This window comes from Rhabdonatronobacter sediminivivens (genome assembly GCF_013415485.1).
GTDB lineage: Bacteria > Pseudomonadota > Alphaproteobacteria > Rhodobacterales > Rhodobacteraceae > Rhabdonatronobacter > Rhabdonatronobacter sediminivivens.
On sequence record NZ_JACBXS010000020.1, the window covers coordinates 36,762 to 53,663 of the forward strand.

Consider the following 16,902-nt stretch of genomic DNA (forward strand, 5'->3'; position numbering starts at 1 on the left):
CTTCGGAAGCCCGAGATGACGTTCGGCCCTATGCCTGTCAGAAGATGCAATTCACCAAGGTGGTCGCTGTCTCACCCTGCCTTATCTGGCAAGCTCCGGGTGTGCATAAGCCTCTGGATAGGGCATCGGACTGGTCGGGCCCAGGGGAACAACCCCATTCCACGAGCGGCCGAAATACCCTTGCCTGCAGTGGATCAGCGAGCCGCTCTCCGCAACGCCGGGCAAGGCATGGACCCGGCACAGCCACCGCCACAGATGCGGGTAATCCAGTGTCTTCGCGCCATTGAGCTTCATCCGAAGGTAATAGACAGGGTCATGCCGGTAGAGCGTCGGAAACAGGCGCAGGTCGGCTTCGGTGAAGGTGTTGCCGATCAGGAATGGCCGTCCATCGGAAAGCCGGTCCTCCAGGTATGCGAGGGCATCGAAATAGGTCTCGAACGCCGCCGCGTATACGGATTGGTCCGAGGAAAACCCGGCCTTGTAGGCACCGTTGTTGATGGCAACGTAGATGAACGCGTTTAGCGTGTCGATTTCGCTGCGCCTTGCGGTGTCCTGAGGGTATAGATCAGGGCGTTCGGCATCGGGCAGGGAACTGCCAAGACCTGCCGCCGTCCCGTTCAGCATCCGGACGATCTCGGCGCTTTCATTGTTGATGATCCTGCCCGTGCGCTTGTCATACAGGATCGGGACCGATTGTTCGTCAGAACCTTCTGCACGGTAGATGTCCCTGGCAAGGCGCAAACCCCTTCCGGTTCCGGTCTCGGCCGTACATTCGGGCAGAGGTGCCCCGGTCAGGGTTGAGATGCGGTCGGGGCTGAATTCCCAGAAGCCTGGCCCCGCCGGGTCACCGTCCCCGGTCCGGTTTGGAAAGGCGACGTCCATGGTGATGCTGCCCGCAAGACCCAGCATGCTGCGCGCCAGGGTGACGCGATGACACCACGGGCAGTTGAGCGCGACGAACAAATGATAGCGCCCGGGCTCCGCAGGGAAGTCCGGATCGCCGATTGCATGCCGAAACCCACTGATGCCACGCACGAATTCGCCACGCGCGCGGCGGGCGGAGGCATCGGTCTGATCTTCCTCGACGGAGGCATCACCTATGGAATTGCTCATCTTTCTCCCTCAACGCCACCAAGGGTGATGCAGGATGCGTGTCCGTGCAAGCCGTAACTCATTTCCCAGTGTTCAGTGGGGTCTTGCAAGACCAACAGGTGGGTCCGGTGCCTGCCGACCCGTCACGCCTGCACCACCGGCAGGGGCACCGCCTTCGCCGGCCTCCTGTGCCGGATGTCCCGGCGGTCGGCAACAGGATGCGCGAGCGGTTTTACGACAGCGTCGAGGCGCTGCAGGCTGACCTCGACGCGTGGCTCGTGTTCTACAACACCGAGCGACCGCACCTCGGATATCGCAACATGGGCCGACGACCCATCGAAACCGTCATGCCATTCGTCAGTCAAGAAGGTTAAGTGGACACCTGAACGTTTAGAGACGAATGACTTTTTCAGCAGCCTGCTAAAACACCTCCAGGACCGGGATAGTGCCAAGTGAACCCAAGCCAACCCCGTAAAGGTCCAGCTCCCAGTTATGAGGCACATCCGCCACGTTCAGCCCGTGATCACTGTCGACCCTGTGAAAGCCATCGTCGTTGGACAAAAGGTGATACACCTGAATTGGGTCAGGCTCCAGAATACCCGTTGCCATCCTGAGGGCCATCAGCGCATCAGACGCCGATACTCTGCCATCCCCATTCACATCAGCGGCAATCAGCTCCAGAGCGGAACTGTCACCAAACCGCGCGGGCAACCCGACCGCAAGTCGGAGGATATCAAGAGCATCCGCCGCAGTTGGCCTTGCAACTGAAGATGTCGAAAACGTAAGGCTCAGAAGATCGTCGATATCCTGATGCTCTTGCATGTTGAATTTGAATTCGTTCTTGGACGATTTGGTGCCGACAACGGATACCTCACCAGCTGCGTTCTTCAGCGAAAGGTCGTCAATACGCGCGCCATGTATCTTGACCGTCAACTCCGGGCGCACGACTGCCTCGGGAGTATCCGAAGGTTCTTCAGAAATCCCGGAACCTGCAATGTCATCATATGTTGCTGGGCTGTCATCTTCCGGTGCCTCAGATTCCGATATGAGGTCACCTTCAAAGGCAGATACAGAAAAGATCGACGACGTATCAAGATACTCGGAATACTTCCCCACAAGATCATCCAGCCGCTGTGACGGCGTCCAGAATCCGATATGCTCCGCCAGCATGTCGATGTCCCTGAAGCCTGGAAGGATCACGCGCTGTTCCCCCGATTTCAGAGTGATCTCGACATTTCCCCATTGATTCACGGTGGCATGATCTTGGACAAACTGTTGCGGATTATCGGCGAAACCTGCCTGATCTGGCGTTTCAAAGAATATGCTGTGGCCGGCATCACTCGAGAAGTTCTCGATTCTGATAACCTTCGAAGTCGACTCGATATAAATCTCGCTCGAAGCGCCATGCAGGAAAACGTGTTCACGGCCGATGCCTGCAAAGTACTGGTCACGATCGCCATACAGATGAGCAGTGTTATGACCGCCATTGCCAAAAATCGCGTTGGAGTCGCCGTAACTCGTAATCAGGTCATTCCCTGAACCCCCTATGATCGTGTCGGAACCATATCCGCCGGTCAGCGTGTTCTTCCCGGCCACCCCGTAAATAAAGCTCCCCTCCGCCCCCGGCTCTGCGGAGGTATCGGAAACATAAACGGAGATCTCATCATCTCCGGTGCCGCCGAAAATGATATTCGCGCCGGAGCCGCCGTAAATTCGATTGTCCCCTGAAACTACGGAAATGATGTCGTCACCTTCGCCGCCATAGATCACGTCATTGCCAGTGCCGCCAATAATGCGGTCATTGCCTGGTCCGCCATTCAGGATATTGTCGCCGCGAACGGCGATGATCACATCGTCGCCTTCCCCGCCCCAGATTGTGTTTCCCTGACTGCCTGAAACCACGATGACATCATTTCCTGCGCCGCCTCCTACCTCGTTCCATGATCCATTCACCAGGATAAGGTTGTCCGACGCGTCGCCGAAGAAGCGTTGGGAATCGTTGATGGTTATGGCATTCGGCGAGTTCAGGCTGGAGGAAAGCTTGGTCGCTTCTTGCGTGGACTTTTCGCCAATCTGCGCCGCGCCGCTTTCGTTATGGGCAAAAATGAACGCAGCGGTTTCGAAGTCCTGCGCGAAGGTGAAGCTAAGCACACCATCCTTGACGGAAAACTCCAGGGGTTCGATCGATGGCGATGAGTAGAGCTTCGCTTCCTCGCTCTGTTCCCCTATCACCGAATTTGGGACGCCAAATATTTCTCGCCAGTCCTCAGGGGTTTCGTGCTTGATGGTCTTTCCCCAGACGCTGACGGGGAGAAATTCGAGGTTGACCTCAACCTCGAGCGTTTCGGTCAGATTGGAGAACGCATTTGCGCCAAAGAAAAGGACCGCGTAATCGTCACTATTGTAGCCCCAGGTGTTGATTTCTTCCGAGTGCCCGGAGGGCCGGGTATTCTCTGAGTGCAGTTGCGTTACCGATAGGCCCGGGAGGTAGCGGGACATCAGACCGAAGGCACCCGCACCGCCAAGAAGCGAAGTCCCTGTATCGTTAACAACGCCAAAAGCGCTGGGATGGATGATGTCGACCCCGTAGATCGCTGCAACGTCAAGACCATGATACGCGTAGGAGGTGAATATCTCCAGTATGTGAGATTCCTTGGCCGCTCCATAGTCACGATTGGCCAAGCCGTGAGTTGTATAGACTGTCTGCCCGTTATCCAACGTGATGCGCCCGTTCTCCCAGAAATCCTCGAACCGGAGGTTTGTCCTTTCAGCCAAATCGGTGGGGGAGATGTCCGGAGCGGAGACATCGTGCTTCTCATGTTCAAGGATGAAGCTCTCCAGAGCCTCGTTTCTTGTCCAAGAGGCGGAGTTCCATGCCGAAACATAAAGCCCCGGGGTATTGCCCCCGGCGTCTTCAATAGCCTGCGACCAGAGCGCGAAACGCTCCTGATCGCCATCGATCCTGTGATTTGACGATTCGAAGCGAACGGACAAACGGTGGGTCCGCATGTAGTCGATCACCGATTTGGCATCGTCCGAGAGGTGCTCTCTCAGCAGGGCGTCTTCGTTGTGGTTCCGCGCCATCTGCATGGCAACGGTGATCTTGTTCGCGGAGTAGAATTCAGGGTTCTCATCCTTCGAGCGTTTGATTTCGCTGAGTATGGCCTCGGAGATTCTGGCGTAGCCCTCGACATCGTCAAAATGTGCGTAGAATTCATTGCCGATCTCGAGGATCAACTCGTTCCGTATCGCGCCGAAATCGCCATTGGTCAGCCTGTCCATGAAGGCAGCCGTTTCAGCGGCGGCTGAGTCTACGTCCGATAAGTAGCGTTTTGTCGGAATGATGACCGAAAGTGTCTGGTTGTTGTCATTTGTCGTTTCGACAAGGTCGATCAAGTCAGGACGCGGAATATCCGGGTTCTGAAGGGCATGGAATTCAAGGCCGTATCTGTCTTCGCGATCCTCGGAAAGCGTGCCGCCCGGCCAGCGGAGCAAGGTCGTCCCAAGCTCGACGGAGACGTTCTGGTAGTTTTCGAAGGGTCGGTAAGAGGTGTATATGCCGCCAAAGGCGTTCTTGGAAACCTCGCTGCCAACCGTGAGAAGGTCCTGATAGGAAATCGATATGCGCGCGTTGCTCATGGGGTCACCTGATGCGTCTGGCCACATTTCCGGCGGGGCCGTTCCGGTTTCCGTCGATCGCCAGACAGACCGCTTCCGTTCGCTGGCGACGGTGGCGCGTCGTCAGCGGTTTCGGGGTGTGGCGGGTCTCCGGTCAGGCCGGTCACGCACGGCAAAGCGCGGGTCGGGGGCATGGCAAGGCAGGGTCTGCGCTTGTCATGGGGGTGATGCGCAGGCGCGGTGCTGGCAGGTTCTGGTGTCGTCGATCGGGCGGTTCTTGTTGCGAGGACACAGTTGTCTTCATTCGGGCCCGGAATAAACCGGGCCTGATGGCTTGACCGTCTGGGCATGCCGGGCCCGGGGGGAATGTTTCACCATTTCATAGGCTTGGCTCAGGAGCCTTGTGCCGCCGGGTGGAGAATCCCGCGCTCGGGCCTTGCGTGTATGCCGCCGCCCTATACCCGTCCTGCGCGAATCTCCTGCCCATCCGGAGAGACAGGGCAGGGGGCAGGGGCAGGTCATCGGGGCAGGTGCGGGTTGGGGTGTTGCCGGTTTCGGAACGGGGCGCGCGCGGGGGGCAGGCGGTGCTCAGGCCATCGGCACGGCCCGGGCCGAACCGGGGCCATCGGGACCAGAAGCGGGCGCGGTCTGCAAGCCGCCGGGAACTCCCGCGGGCCGGTTCACCAGCGGATGCGGGGCAGGCGCAGCTTTGCCCCCTGCGAAGAACTGGCCACCACCCTCGGCGCCCGCACAGCGTCCGCGGCCGGACTGACCAGGTGGCCGGGTCCGGGGTTGTCCATCAGGCCAGCTATCGGTCCCTGGTCGCGCCGCGTAGAAATGATGGGGGGTGCTCCCGGGCATCCAGAGCGGGTGCCGCAACGATGAAGGGAACGCAGGATGGTTCTTGGATATGTCATGACAGGCATGACCACTGGCGCGCTGATTGCCGGGATGGGCCTGTTCGCAGGAAGCCCGCTCTGGGTCGCCGTCCTGCTCTATTCGCTGGGCGGAACAATTGGAATGGTCGCTTTGGCGACGTTGATTTGCGTGTTTCCTCGCGGCAAGCCAGAGGCTGCCGAGCCTGGCAACAAGACCGTTGCGAGTGTCGCCGAGGTCGCACGCCAGTAGCACCTTGCTCAGAGATTCTCCCTGCCTCGTCGTCGGTGGGGTGATGGCCTGGGCCCAGTTGACTTTGCAGCGAAGCGGGCAGGGCAGTTTCTGTCCAACCGGGGAGGCGGGCAAGATGGATACCTCGGCCATCTGGCCAAATAGGAAACATCCGGCGCCTCGAGTATCAGGGGGCGATCACGGCGCTCAAACAAATCGGTCGTATTGCTGCAAGAGAAACAGACGTGTTCCGAAGAATTCTCCACTCTGCCACCGCGACCACTGCAGACGGCGATACATCTCGCCGAGGCGCCGGACGCTGCCGCGTGGCGAGGATGCAGGGTCCCGTCAGTGTCTGCCTGGTACTCTGGGCTGCGGCATGGCCTATCGGGTGGGACACGTCATCAGAGCCGCCAGGGCTGTACTTTGAAATGCCTGGTCGTGCTCTTGCATTTTTCTGAATTGCACTCAGGACAAGGAACCTTAAACAATGATGCGCTTTGCAATTCTGGTACTTTCACTCGGCTCTGGGTCCCTGGCCACGGCGCTGATGATCGATAGCGGGGACTCGGGGCAGGCTGTCGCCAGCATCACAGAGCCCGAGATTGCCGTGCCCATGCGCGAGGTGCTGGTCGCCGGGACAGACCTTGCGCATGGAGACGTTGTCACGTCGAACACGGTGCGCTGGCAGTCCTGGCCGGAATTCGCCGTAGGCAGCGCCCTTCTTGTGCGCGATGAACTGCCGGACGCGCCAACGGAGCTGACAGGCAAGTTTGTGCGCGGCGGGTTTTCAGCCGGAGAGCCCATCCGCATTGAACGGCTTGTCGAAAACGATGCACGACTCCTGTCCTCTAACCTGCCTGAGGGGCGGCGGGCCCTCGCGCTGCGTGTCAGCGCCGAGAGCACGGCCGGGGGGTTTGTGCTTCCCAATGACCGGGTGGATGTCCTGCTTACCTCGACCGAAAACACTGATGGCAGGAGGGGGGCGGCCAGTCGCGTGATCGCCCGCAATATTCGGGTCCTGGCCATAGATCAGCTCGTTGATCGCGCCGATGCGGACGCCGTGGTCGGCAATACCGCCACGCTCGAGCTTGCCGAGGGGCAGGTGGAGGTTGTGCTTGCCGCTGCGGCGTCCGGCATGTTGTCGCTTGCCCTGCGATCGGCGGCAGACCACCACCTGATCGAACCCGAGCCTGAGGTCAGCCCCATCCGCGAGGAGGCCGTTCCCCTCGCGTCTGTTGCAGAGCCGAAGGACCTGCCCAGAACGGTGCGTGTGCGCCGTGGGACAGAGGTGGAAACCGTCGCATTTCAGTAAGCGGCGCGGGCCAGCCAGGCGCGGCCCGGGCAGAATGCACTCGCGTTGGAAGCGGAAGACCCGAATGATCCCCCATGTCTCAATTCGCGCATTTGTCCATTCGCCGACCGCAAGCGCGGCGGTGGAGCGCGCTTTGGCAGACCGCCATCTTGCGCGCGCGCAGGGGGAAATACTGTCTGGCGGTATCGCCGCCGCCGTGGCGCATTACCGCGCGCATGTCACCCCGGATGTGCTGATCGTCGAGGTCGAACGCGATGTGCTTGCAGAACTGCCCGCCCTGGCGGAAGTCTGCGATACTAGGACACTGGTTCTTGTCATCGGACAAACCAACGATGTGACCCTTTACAAATGCGTGATGCAGCTTGGGGTTTCGGATTACCTTGTTGCTCCGGTCGATGCGGTCGGGGTCGTGGCAAGCCTGCGCGGGCTATACGAGGACGGTCGCCAAGCCACCAAGGGCAAGACCTATGCGTTCATCCCCTCCAAAGGGGGGGCGGGGTCGTCAGTCATCTCGCACAATGTCGCTTGGCTGATGGCTGCCCGCGAAGAGAAGCCCGTCATGCTTGCCGATCTGGACATGGCATTCGGTGCTGCATCGCTCGCGCTTGATGTCAGGACGCAGCACAAGCTGACCGATGTGATGCAGGATGCTGCGCAAATGGATACGGCGCTGCTGGACCGTCTGCTGATTGCGCGCGGAAAGCATCTGCAGCTTCTGGCGCCTTCGGCGGCGCTTGCCGAAGCAGAGCTTCCCGCTGCCTCCTTGCGCAAGCTGGTCGAGCTCGCGCGGGACGGCTTTCGCAACACCGTGCTGGACCTGCCAGGCGCCTGGTCGCCGACCGTGAAGGAGGCGCTGCTCATGGCTGATGACGTGGTCGTTACCGCGCAGCCGGACCTGATCAGCCTGCGCAATACCCGGGCGCTTCTGGACTTTCTGGTGCGTTCGCGTCCGAATGATCCGGCGCCGAAACTCGTGCTGAATCAGGTCGGGCAGCGCAAGCGCCCCGAGCTTGCGCCCGCCGCGTTTGTCGAGGCGCTGCAATTCAAGCCGACAGTCATCGTCAGATCCGATCCTGCGGTTTTCGGAAAGGCCGTAAACACGGGCCAGACGATCCCGGAAATTGCCCCGCGATCCGCCGCATCGCGGGAGTTGGCCAAGCTTTCGCGTGAGCTGCTGGGCACAGAGGGCGCGCAGAAGCTGTCCCGGCGCTTCAGCTTCCGGAGGGGATGATGAAGCACGGGCATGACATGATCCCTGCCAGAGACAACCGCATGGTCAGGCTGCTCCTTGCGCGATGGCTGCACGGCGCCGTTCGGTTCGCCAGGGACCAGCGAGGCGTTGCGGCGATCGAGTTCGCGCTTGTCGCGCCGGTTGTCGTCTTCGCTCTGGTGGCGATGGCGGATATCGGTCTGGCGGTTCGTGACCGGATGGCGCTCGATCATATCGTACGGACGGGCGCGCAGGCCGCCACCATGAATCCGGGAACCCAGGCTGTGCTTGATGTGCTTGACGCGGCATCGCATGGCAGCCTGACCAGGGCGGGCAGCGCGGCTGCGCTTTCGGTCAGCGTTGTTCAGGAATGTGCCTGCCCCGACGCCCCCGAAGTCACGGTGGCCTGCGCGACAAACTGCTCCGGGCAGAAGCCAACCTATATTTTCTATACGCTGCGGGCAGATACCGTCGCCACGGGCCTGATCCTGCCGAACATGGCCGTCGCCTCCCGGGCGCGGGTACAGGTCAGGTGATGGGTATGCGGGGTATTCGGCGCCACTGGCGGGATGAATCGGGGGCGACGGCGGTCGAGTTCTCCATCGTCGGTCTGCTGGCCATCGTCCTCTGTGTCGGAACGCTGGAACTGGGCCGCGCCCTGCATGTGGCAAACGAACTGTCCTTTGCCTTGGATCGGGGCGTGCGGTTGATCCACCTGAACCCTCAAGTCTCGGATGAGGAGGTTCGGGCAGAAATAAGGGCGAATCTGGGGCTGGCGAATGCCACCGGCCTGGAGATCCTCACAAGCCACGACAGCAGCGGCGCATCCCCGGTGCGCGACCTCAGTGTCAGCCTTCCGCTGACCCTCATCATCCCGGCCCTTGGAAGCCGGGACCTGAGGGTGCGGGTAGAGCGCATGGTGCCGACGCCATGACGGCCCGGCTGCACCTCAACAGCAGCGCGGGTCTGCGCCGATACGGCCATGTGCCGGGCAGGGGGCCAATGCGCCATGCCGGTTTGCGCCCGCCGGGCGCCATTGCAGCAGGGGAGCGAACGCCATGAAACTGCTCAGAGCGGTGATCATTCTGTCAGCACAATGCGTGGGAAGCTGGCGCGGGAAACCTGCAAACAGCCCGCGCCGGTTTCTTGCCCATGAAAGTGGCGCCACTGCGGTGATGCTGGCCGTGGCGCTGCCCGTCATGGTCCTGGGCATGGGTATAGGTGCGGAAACCGGCTATCAGTTCATGACACAACGCAAGCTGCAGCATGCCGCGGACCTGGCCGCACATGCGGGGGCTGCCCGCCTGCGGGCGAGGGACAATCCCGCCGAGATCGAAGCGGCCGCGACCCATGTTGCCGTCGAAGGCGGATTCAATGCCGACACCGGGATCATCCAGGTCAACACCCCACCCCAGGCCGGCCCCGCCGCCAACAACCCCGACAGTGTCGAAGTGACCCTGAACCAGACGCAGAGACGATATTTCTCGCTGCTTGTCCGAAATGACCCGGTGGAGATCAGTGCCCGGGCCGTTGCGCAGATAACGGCCACGGGGTCCGTTGCTTGTGTGCTGGCGCTCTCGCCTCTGGCACCAGGCGCCGTAACCGTGACCGGCTCGACCTCGGTGGGGCTGAACGGTTGCGATATCGCCTCCAATTCAAACGCCGCCGACGCATTGCTCATGTCAGGCAATTCGGCGGCGCTGACTGCGAATTGTGCCCATGCGGTCGGCCGGTCGGTGGTGACCAGTCAGTTGCAACTGACCGGCTGCCCGGAGGTGCGGGAATTTGCCCCGGCTGTGCGCGATCCCTATGAAAGCGTCGCAGAACCGGCCCGTGTCGGCACCTGTCGCAACAGGAATCAGGGCCACCCGAATCAGGCGACGACCCTCACGCCCACCGATACCCATCCCAGCGGCGTGAATTCGATGCGCTTCTGCAATGGTCTGGACATCAAGGGAAATGTCACCTTCGCGCCCGGGCTGTATATCATCGAGAGCGGAGACTTCACCATCAACAGCGGCGAAATCGATTCATCCGGCGCGGCAGGGCTGCATGGCGAGGGCGTCACGTTCTTCCTGGCCGGAAATGCGCGGCTGCGCCTGGGCGGCAATGCCCAACTTACGCTCGCGGCACCGACCTCAGGCCCTTTCTCCGGGCTTTTGTTCTTCAGCGGCCGTGACCAAAGTGGCATCACACATCGTGTTGCCGGGACATCCGGATCGACGATCCACGGGGCGGTCTATGCGCCTTCGGCAAGCATAGAGCTGACCGGCAATTCGCGAACGGTCGGCGGATGCACCCAGGTCATCGGCCAGCAGATAACCTTTACCGGAAATTCAACGCTTGGTTCGGATTGTGCCGATGCCGGAACAAAGGATATTCCGGCGATCGAGACGGTTGCCATCATCGAGTAGCGCCAACCGATCAATTCCGGTGCCCGGGTCCGAACAGGCGCGGGCTGGCGCATGACTGGCGGGCCACAGCGGTGTTCAATCCAGAAGTCTGCGCAATTCGCGGTTGAGGGTGAACCGGTCAAAGGGTTTGGCCAGCCAGCCCAGATCAGCGAAATTGGCCATTTCAGCGGTCAGCACGGGGTCCGCATAGCCGGACATGAGGACAACCTTCAGGCCCTTGTCGAACGCGCGCGCCTGCTTGGCCAGCGCCACGCCGGTCTCGGTCCCGTTTAGCATGATATCACTGAGCAGAAGATCCACCATGTGGCCCGCCCGCAGCAGTTCACAGGCCTCGGGCAGGTCTGCAGCGGTCCGCACCACATAGCCCAGATTTTTCAACTGGCTGGCAACCGATGCGCGCACATCGGCCTCGTTCTCCACCAGCAGGATCGTTTCGCCCCGGCTGCTGACGGTGGCATCCGTCCGTTTCTCCTCGCGGGTGGTCGGAATGTCGTAAGGGGCTGGCCTCAGATACATCTTGATGGTTGTGCCCAGCCCCACGGCGCTGGTGATCTGCAGATGACCCTTCCATGCCTGCATGCCTTCGCGCAGCGTGGTCAGGCCAAGACCGGTGCCCCGGCCCATCGGCTTTGTGGTGTAAAAAGGCTCCAGTATCTTTCGCATGATCGGCTTCGACATGCCGTGGCCCGTATCACGCACGGAAACCGTTACGTATTCGCCCGGCGGGACTGTCCAGATCTCGTCGCTGACCTGGGCGTCCAGGCGCTCGCGGGCGGTTTCCAGAACGATCTCGCCGCCCTGCGGCATGGCATCGCGCGCATTGATGATCAGGTTCAACAGGATGTTTTCGAACTTGTAGGGCTCGGCATTTACTGGCGGCAACCCATGAGCAAGCTTGCAGCGCAACGAAACCTGTTCGCCCGTGGCCAGGGTCAACAACGGGATCAGGTCGTTGATGCTTTGGTTTGCATCCACCGGCTGCGAGGGCAGATGGCCCTGCCGTGAGAAAACAAGCATCTGATGCGCCAGCTTGCCCGCCTTTTCCGCCGCGTTCATCGAGTTCTCAAGATGGATGCGTGCAGGGTGCACCGGGGGCAACGCGTCCTCGGCTATCTCGGCGGATCCGATGGCAACCGTAAGGATATTGTTGAAATCATGCGCCATGACCGTGGCCAACTGGCCGATGGCTTCAAGCCGTTGCGCCCGCATGGCGGCCTGGCGCAGGCGTTCCTGTTTCGCCAGCTCTGCCCGGATCAGCAGATAGATGACAAGTGCCGAGACCAGCACAAAGGCCGTTCCCTTCGCCGTCTGGACCGTCCCGCTGCGGACATCATCGACAAAAAGCTCCACAAGCCGGTCCGACACGAAGATGTAGCTCACGCTGAGCGCCGCGAAGATCAGTGCGATCCTGAGATCCGGCGCAAATTGCATCAAGCTTCTCCGCAGCGCCAATCTGGGGCTTGTCCGGCAAGCGAGGGACACGCGTGTGGCATCTCTTGCGCCGGTTCGTTTGAGGCGCTTCACTTCAAGGTTGAAGAATTGGCACTTGCTCTGGCCCGGTCAAGCATTTTGTGAAACCTGTTCCGGTAGCGGCCCGCAAACTCCCCTGCGGGACGCAGGCAGCCTGCCCGCAGGCCCGGCTCATGCGCGTTTTCCTGCGGTGGGTGCACGCTTGAATATTGGGCGCAGCCCGGACCCCTTCCGGGCGCTCTCGCAGGTGTCCCTGAAGACAAGTATTGCGTGAAAACATCAACATGATTACCTGTTAAGGTTGTCTTCGCACCATTCGACTGCCCGAGGGGATCATGCAGGAAACACCGGTGTTGCCGCCTTCGGCCATGCAGGCATACGACTTGCTGTCGCTTCCTGTGTGGGTGTTTTCCGTCAAGACCCTGAAGATCCTCGCGTCGAACCGGGCAGCGCAGGCCTGGCTGGGGTATGACGCACGAACCCTGCAGGCGATGACGATTGCCGACCTGCGCCCCGAGCAGGACCGCGCCGCAATAGCCGAACAGGTTCGACAGTTCGACATCGGCATGGCCGATGCCGGGACCTGGACCATCGAGGCAAGTTCAGGTGACCGCTTCACGGTCGCCTTTGACTGGAAAAAGGTGCGGTTCGACGGGGATGCGGCGATCGTGGCCAGCATCCGGGACAGTACGCAAGTGGTCCAGGCGCAGGAGCGGGCCGAAAGCCTGAGCGCAGAGGTCCGGACCCTGCGCCACAAGGTCGACCTGTCCAGCGAACATCTTGCGCTTCTTTGTAATGCGCTGCCCGGCAATCTGGCGGTGCTGACCCCAGGCGACTATCAGATCGTTGCGGCGACGAACGAATATGCGCAGGCCGTGGCGAGGGAGCGCGGCGAATTGCTCGGCCGTCGCCTGCTCGAGGTATTCCCCAATGATCCGGATGATCCCGAGGCCGATCCCGTAAGCAACCTGCGGGCCTCGCTCCAGCGGGTCGAGGCGCTGCGTGTGAGTGATGTGATGAGCCTGCAGCGCCATCCGGTCCAGGGGCGGGACGGGCTGTTCCATGAGCGTTTCTGGTTGCAGCGCAACAAGCCGGTGTTCGACGCGGCGGGGCGGCTCATTTACATCATCCACCGGGCGGAAGACCTGACCGCGATCATGTCGCCGGAAACTGCGCCCGCCGCTGACACGGCTGACCACGAAGCGGCTGCCGCAGAACACATGCTGCACGCCGCCGAGACCCATGCCGCGCTCCTGGCCCTGCGCGAGCGCGAGGCGCGCCTGCGCACGGCGGAGACACTGCTGGACCTGGGGGCATGGGAGTATGATCTGGAAGGCCGGACGCTCAGCTGGTCAAAACGGGTGTTCGACATCTTCGGCCTGCAACCGGACCAACCGCCACCGGATTTCGATGGCTACCTTGCCGTGGTGCATCCAGATGACCAGCCGCAGCTGCGGGCCGGTTTGCGTGATTTCGTGAACAGCGGCGCAGCCACGATTGATTTCGAGCACCGAATCAACCGGCCCGATGGCACGGTGGCGCATGTCAGGGGTGTCGGGACGTGGCATGTCGTCGAGGGGCGCAGGATCGTCATTGGCCATGTCCAGGACATCACCCGCTTCAGGGCCGCCGAAGAGCAGGTCCGCCTGGCTTCGCGCAGGCGCAGGCTTGCAGGTCGCATGACGCGCCTTGGCAGCTGGCATGTGGAGCTTGGCGCCGAAAGGGCGACATGGTGTGACGAGACCGCGGCCATCCATGACGAACCCAGGGGGAAATCTCCGACCCTTGATGAGACAATCGCCTATTACATCCCGGCACACCGTCAACGCATTCGCGCGAAGTTCGACGCCTGCGCACAGGATGGCCATGCCTTTGACGAGTTGCTGCAGATCGTTACGGCGAAAGGTCGCCGGGTGTGGGTCCGCGCCGTCGGCGAAGCGGTGCGCGACCCGTCCGGCCAGATCATTGCCGTCGAGGGCGCGGTTCAGGACGTGACCGAACTGGTCGAGACGCGCCATGCGACACGGGCTGTATCGGAACGCCTGCTCCAGACGCTGGAAAGCATCAGCGATGCGTGCTTTCTTCTGGATGACAGTTGGCGGTTCGTCTTTCTCAACAAGAAGGCCGAGCTGCTGCTTCGGCGGCGCCGGACAGACCTGCTGGGCAGGAATGTCTGGGCCGAGTTCCCGGACTCGGTCGGAACTGCCTTTCAGATCGAATACGAACGCGCTGTCGCCAAAGGCCAGGCGGCCCGCTTTCAGGCGTTCTACCCGCCGCTGGACACCTGGTTCGAGGTCAACGCCTATCCTACACCCGAGGGGTTGGCCGTCTATTTCCGCGACGTTACCCGCCAGCGCGCCCGGGACGAACAGCTGCGCCTTCTGGAAAACGCGGTGTCGCGCCAGAACGATATCCTGCTGATCACCGAGGCAGCGCCCATCGACGCGCCGGACGGGCCCAGAATCGTCTATGTGAACGATGCCTTCGAAAGGCGCACGGGCTATTCCCGCGAGGACGTGATCGGCAAGACCCCGCGCATTCTTCAGGGGCCGAAGACGCAGCGCGCCGCGCTTGACCGGATACGTCGCGCGATGGAGAACTGGCAGCCGGTTCGCGCCGAACTCATCAATTACACAAGCGCGGGCGAGGAATTCTGGCTGGAAATGGACCTGGTGCCGCTGGCCGACGACACCGGCGCGTTCACCCATTGGGTCGCCGTCGAGCGCGACATCACTGACCGACGCCACGCCGAAGAGGAAATCCGCCTCAGCCAGGAAAGGTTCCAGCGGGTGACGCAGGCCACAAACGAGGTGATCTGGGACTGGGATGTGATCGCCGACAAGCACTGGTGGAACGCGAATCTCAAGACCCTCACCGGCCTTGATCCTGCCGAGATCGAGCAGGGGATCGCGTCATGGAAGAACCGCCTGCACCCGGAGGACAGGGACGAAGCGGTGGCAGGCGTCGATGCGTTGATCGCAGGGACCGAAACGGTCTGGTCGGGTGAATACCGCTTCCGCCACGCAGACGGGCACTATCTGACGGTTCTGGACCGATCCTTCGTCATCCGCGATTCCGAGGGCAGGGCCGTCCGGCTGCTGGGCAGCATGATCGATGTGACAACCCTGCGCGAGATGGAAAGCCGCCTTCGCCAGTCGCAGAAGCTGGAATCCGTGGGGCAGCTTACCGGGGGTGTGGCGCATGATTTCAACAACCTTCTTACCATCATCCTGGGCAACATCGAATTCCTGCAAGACGCCATTGACGCAAACGATCCGCTGCGCCGGCATGTGGACATGACGGTTCGTGCAGCCGAAAGGGCGGCAGAGCTGACCAATCGTCTGCTGGCCTTCTCGCGAAAGCAACCGCTTCAGCCACAGGTGATCGATGCCAATGCCTTGATCGGGGGCATGGAGGACATGCTGCGCAGAACACTTGGCGAGGAACTGAACATCGCGCTCTCCCTTGACGCGCGGCTATGGCGCAGCGAGATCGACCCCGGCCAGTTGGAGAGCGCGCTGCTGAATCTGGTGATCAACTCGCGCGATTCCATGCCCGATGGCGGTTCGCTCACGATCGAGACCGCGAATGTCTTGCTGGACGATACCTATGTCGCCTACGAGCCTGATCTGACCGCCGGGCAGTATGTTGTCATCGCGGTCAGCGATACGGGTCACGGCATCCCGTCCGACCAGATCGACCGGGCTTTCGAGCCGTTCTTCACCACCAAGGGGGCCGACAAGGGCACCGGCCTGGGGCTGAGCATGGTCTATGGCTTCGTCAAGCAATCCGGCGGTCATATCCGCCTCTATTCGGAACCCGGCGAGGGAACAACGGTCAAGCTGTATTTCCCGCGCGTTCAAGGTGAAACGACACCGTCGGAAGGGGCCGAAGGCGGGCAATCCGAAGCCGAAACCGGGAACGCGACGATCCTTGTAGTCGAAGACGACCCGCTGCTGTTGCAGCAGGTCTGTGCCCAGCTCGCCGACATGGGCTATACGGTGCTGAGTGCTGACGCCGGAGCGGCAGCGCTGGAGATATTGCGCGGTCGGCCCGACATCGATTTGCTGTTCACGGATGTTGTCTTGCCGGGCGGAATGAACGGGCGTCAGGTCGCCGATGCCGCGCAAGCCATCAAGCCGGGGCTGAAGGTGCTTTACACCTCGGGCTATTCCGAAAATGCCATCGTGCACCATGGCCGTCTGGACCCGGGGGTTGATCTGCTGAGCAAGCCCTATCGGCGGTCAAGCCTGGCGGCGAAACTGCGCATGATTCTGACCCCGGTTTGACATTTGCGGATGGGCAGCGGCTTCACCGGATGGTAATGAAATCTGGTTATCGGTTGCGGGCGCCCGGTTGCGTCGTGTTGACAGGGGGCCCAGAATATCGCGCCTCACTTTCTTGTTCATGCCGATGGATCGGGTGGCGATCCGCCCGGCCAGAGTTCTGACATTCACCAAGGAATGGGCCTGACCTGACGATCTGGCTCCGGCGTTGCGCCATCATGGCAGTCGCGCGCGCGCCGCCCAGTCCTGGCGCGTATGGGGCGCATTTGCAGGGTGCAAGGAAACCCTTTTCAGCGCGCGGTCGTTTAGGACCCAAACCGGACTGTCCACCGTCGAAAGGTTTCGATAGGGCCAAGAGAAGATGAGCTCAGAAAATCCGACAGACCCGCA

Annotated in this window: 10 protein-coding genes and 1 pseudogene; 8 read left to right on the forward strand and 3 right to left on the reverse strand. The window is 61.4% G+C overall.

Going from position 1 to position 16,902, the window contains the following annotated elements; genetic code table 11:
* Positions 1 to 81 precede the first annotated feature (81 nt).
* Positions 82 to 1,035 carry a glutathione S-transferase C-terminal domain-containing protein gene (locus HUK65_RS10870; RefSeq protein ID WP_327787111.1) on the reverse strand — a complete coding sequence of 318 codons (954 nt, stop codon included), beginning with the start codon at positions 1,033 to 1,035 and terminating at the stop codon, positions 82 to 84.
* 275 nt (positions 1,036 to 1,310) lie between these two features.
* Between HUK65_RS10870 and HUK65_RS10875 the strand changes: the two are divergent.
* Positions 1,311 to 1,466 (forward strand): annotated as a pseudogene (locus HUK65_RS10875) (IS481 family transposase); the annotation flags it as partial.
* 46 nt (positions 1,467 to 1,512) lie between these two features.
* On the opposite strand, the gene HUK65_RS10880 reads toward HUK65_RS10875, so the two are convergent.
* Complete coding sequence (locus HUK65_RS10880; protein WP_179906237.1) at positions 1,513 to 4,731, reverse strand: dockerin type I domain-containing protein; 3,219 nt, start codon at positions 4,729 to 4,731, stop codon at positions 1,513 to 1,515.
* An 894-nt stretch (positions 4,732 to 5,625) separates the two neighbouring features.
* Between HUK65_RS10880 and HUK65_RS10885 the strand changes: the two genes are divergently transcribed.
* The 6 genes from HUK65_RS10885 to HUK65_RS10910 all read left to right on the forward strand — a co-directional run bounded on the left by HUK65_RS10885 (position 5,626) and on the right by HUK65_RS10910 (position 10,756).
* Positions 5,626 to 5,838 (forward strand): hypothetical protein, encoded by a 213-nt coding sequence (locus tag HUK65_RS10885; protein WP_179906239.1) that lies wholly within the window; start codon positions 5,626 to 5,628, stop codon positions 5,836 to 5,838.
* 469 nt (positions 5,839 to 6,307) lie between these two features.
* Complete coding sequence (gene cpaB, locus HUK65_RS10890) at positions 6,308 to 7,132, forward strand: Flp pilus assembly protein CpaB (RefSeq protein WP_179906241.1); 825 nt, start codon at positions 6,308 to 6,310, stop codon at positions 7,130 to 7,132.
* A 64-nt stretch (positions 7,133 to 7,196) separates the two neighbouring features.
* Entirely contained in the window at positions 7,197 to 8,363 is a 1,167-nt protein-coding gene (locus HUK65_RS10895) for an AAA family ATPase (RefSeq protein WP_179906244.1), read from the forward strand.
* Positions 8,363 to 8,878: a TadE/TadG family type IV pilus assembly protein gene (locus tag HUK65_RS10900; protein ID WP_179906246.1), complete on the forward strand. Its 516-nt coding sequence runs from the start codon at positions 8,363 to 8,365 to the stop codon at positions 8,876 to 8,878. The genes HUK65_RS10895 and HUK65_RS10900 overlap by 1 nt, the downstream gene beginning before the upstream one ends.
* Positions 8,879 to 8,883: 5 nt before the next feature.
* A complete protein-coding gene (locus tag HUK65_RS10905) occupies positions 8,884 to 9,276 on the forward strand; it encodes a TadE/TadG family type IV pilus assembly protein (RefSeq protein ID WP_179906248.1) in 393 nt (130 codons plus the stop codon).
* Between the two features lie 124 nt (positions 9,277 to 9,400).
* Positions 9,401 to 10,756: a pilus assembly protein TadG-related protein gene (locus tag HUK65_RS10910; RefSeq protein WP_179906250.1), complete on the forward strand. Its 1,356-nt coding sequence runs from the start codon at positions 9,401 to 9,403 to the stop codon at positions 10,754 to 10,756.
* 75 nt (positions 10,757 to 10,831) lie between these two features.
* Here the strand turns inward: HUK65_RS10910 and HUK65_RS10915 are convergent, their stop codons facing one another.
* Positions 10,832 to 12,187: an ATP-binding protein gene (locus HUK65_RS10915; protein WP_179906252.1), complete on the reverse strand. Its 1,356-nt coding sequence runs from the start codon at positions 12,185 to 12,187 to the stop codon at positions 10,832 to 10,834.
* A 407-nt stretch (positions 12,188 to 12,594) separates the two neighbouring features.
* Between HUK65_RS10915 and HUK65_RS10920 the strand changes: the two genes are divergently transcribed.
* Entirely contained in the window at positions 12,595 to 16,515 is a 3,921-nt protein-coding gene (locus HUK65_RS10920) for a PAS domain-containing hybrid sensor histidine kinase/response regulator (protein WP_179906254.1), read from the forward strand.
* Positions 16,516 to 16,902 lie beyond the last annotated feature (387 nt).

Bases quoted from the DNA above. Each gene is read 5' to 3' on its own strand.
- HUK65_RS10880 (WP_179906237.1), bottom strand. From the start codon at position 4,731: ATGAGCAACGCGCGCATATCGATTTCCTATCAGGACCTTCTCACGGTT.
- HUK65_RS10910 (WP_179906250.1), top strand. From the start codon at position 9,401: ATGAAACTGCTCAGAGCGGTGATCATTCTGTCAGCACAATGCGTGGGA.
- HUK65_RS10915 (WP_179906252.1), bottom strand. From the start codon at position 12,187: ATGCAATTTGCGCCGGATCTCAGGATCGCACTGATCTTCGCGGCGCTC.
- cpaB (WP_179906241.1), top strand. From the start codon at position 6,308: ATGATGCGCTTTGCAATTCTGGTACTTTCACTCGGCTCTGGGTCCCTG.
- HUK65_RS10895 (WP_179906244.1), top strand. From the start codon at position 7,197: ATGATCCCCCATGTCTCAATTCGCGCATTTGTCCATTCGCCGACCGCA.
- HUK65_RS10885 (WP_179906239.1), top strand. From the start codon at position 5,626: ATGACAGGCATGACCACTGGCGCGCTGATTGCCGGGATGGGCCTGTTC.
- HUK65_RS10920 (WP_179906254.1), top strand. From the start codon at position 12,595: ATGCAGGCATACGACTTGCTGTCGCTTCCTGTGTGGGTGTTTTCCGTC.
- HUK65_RS10905 (WP_179906248.1), top strand. From the start codon at position 8,884: ATGCGGGGTATTCGGCGCCACTGGCGGGATGAATCGGGGGCGACGGCG.
- HUK65_RS10900 (WP_179906246.1), top strand. From the start codon at position 8,363: ATGAAGCACGGGCATGACATGATCCCTGCCAGAGACAACCGCATGGTC.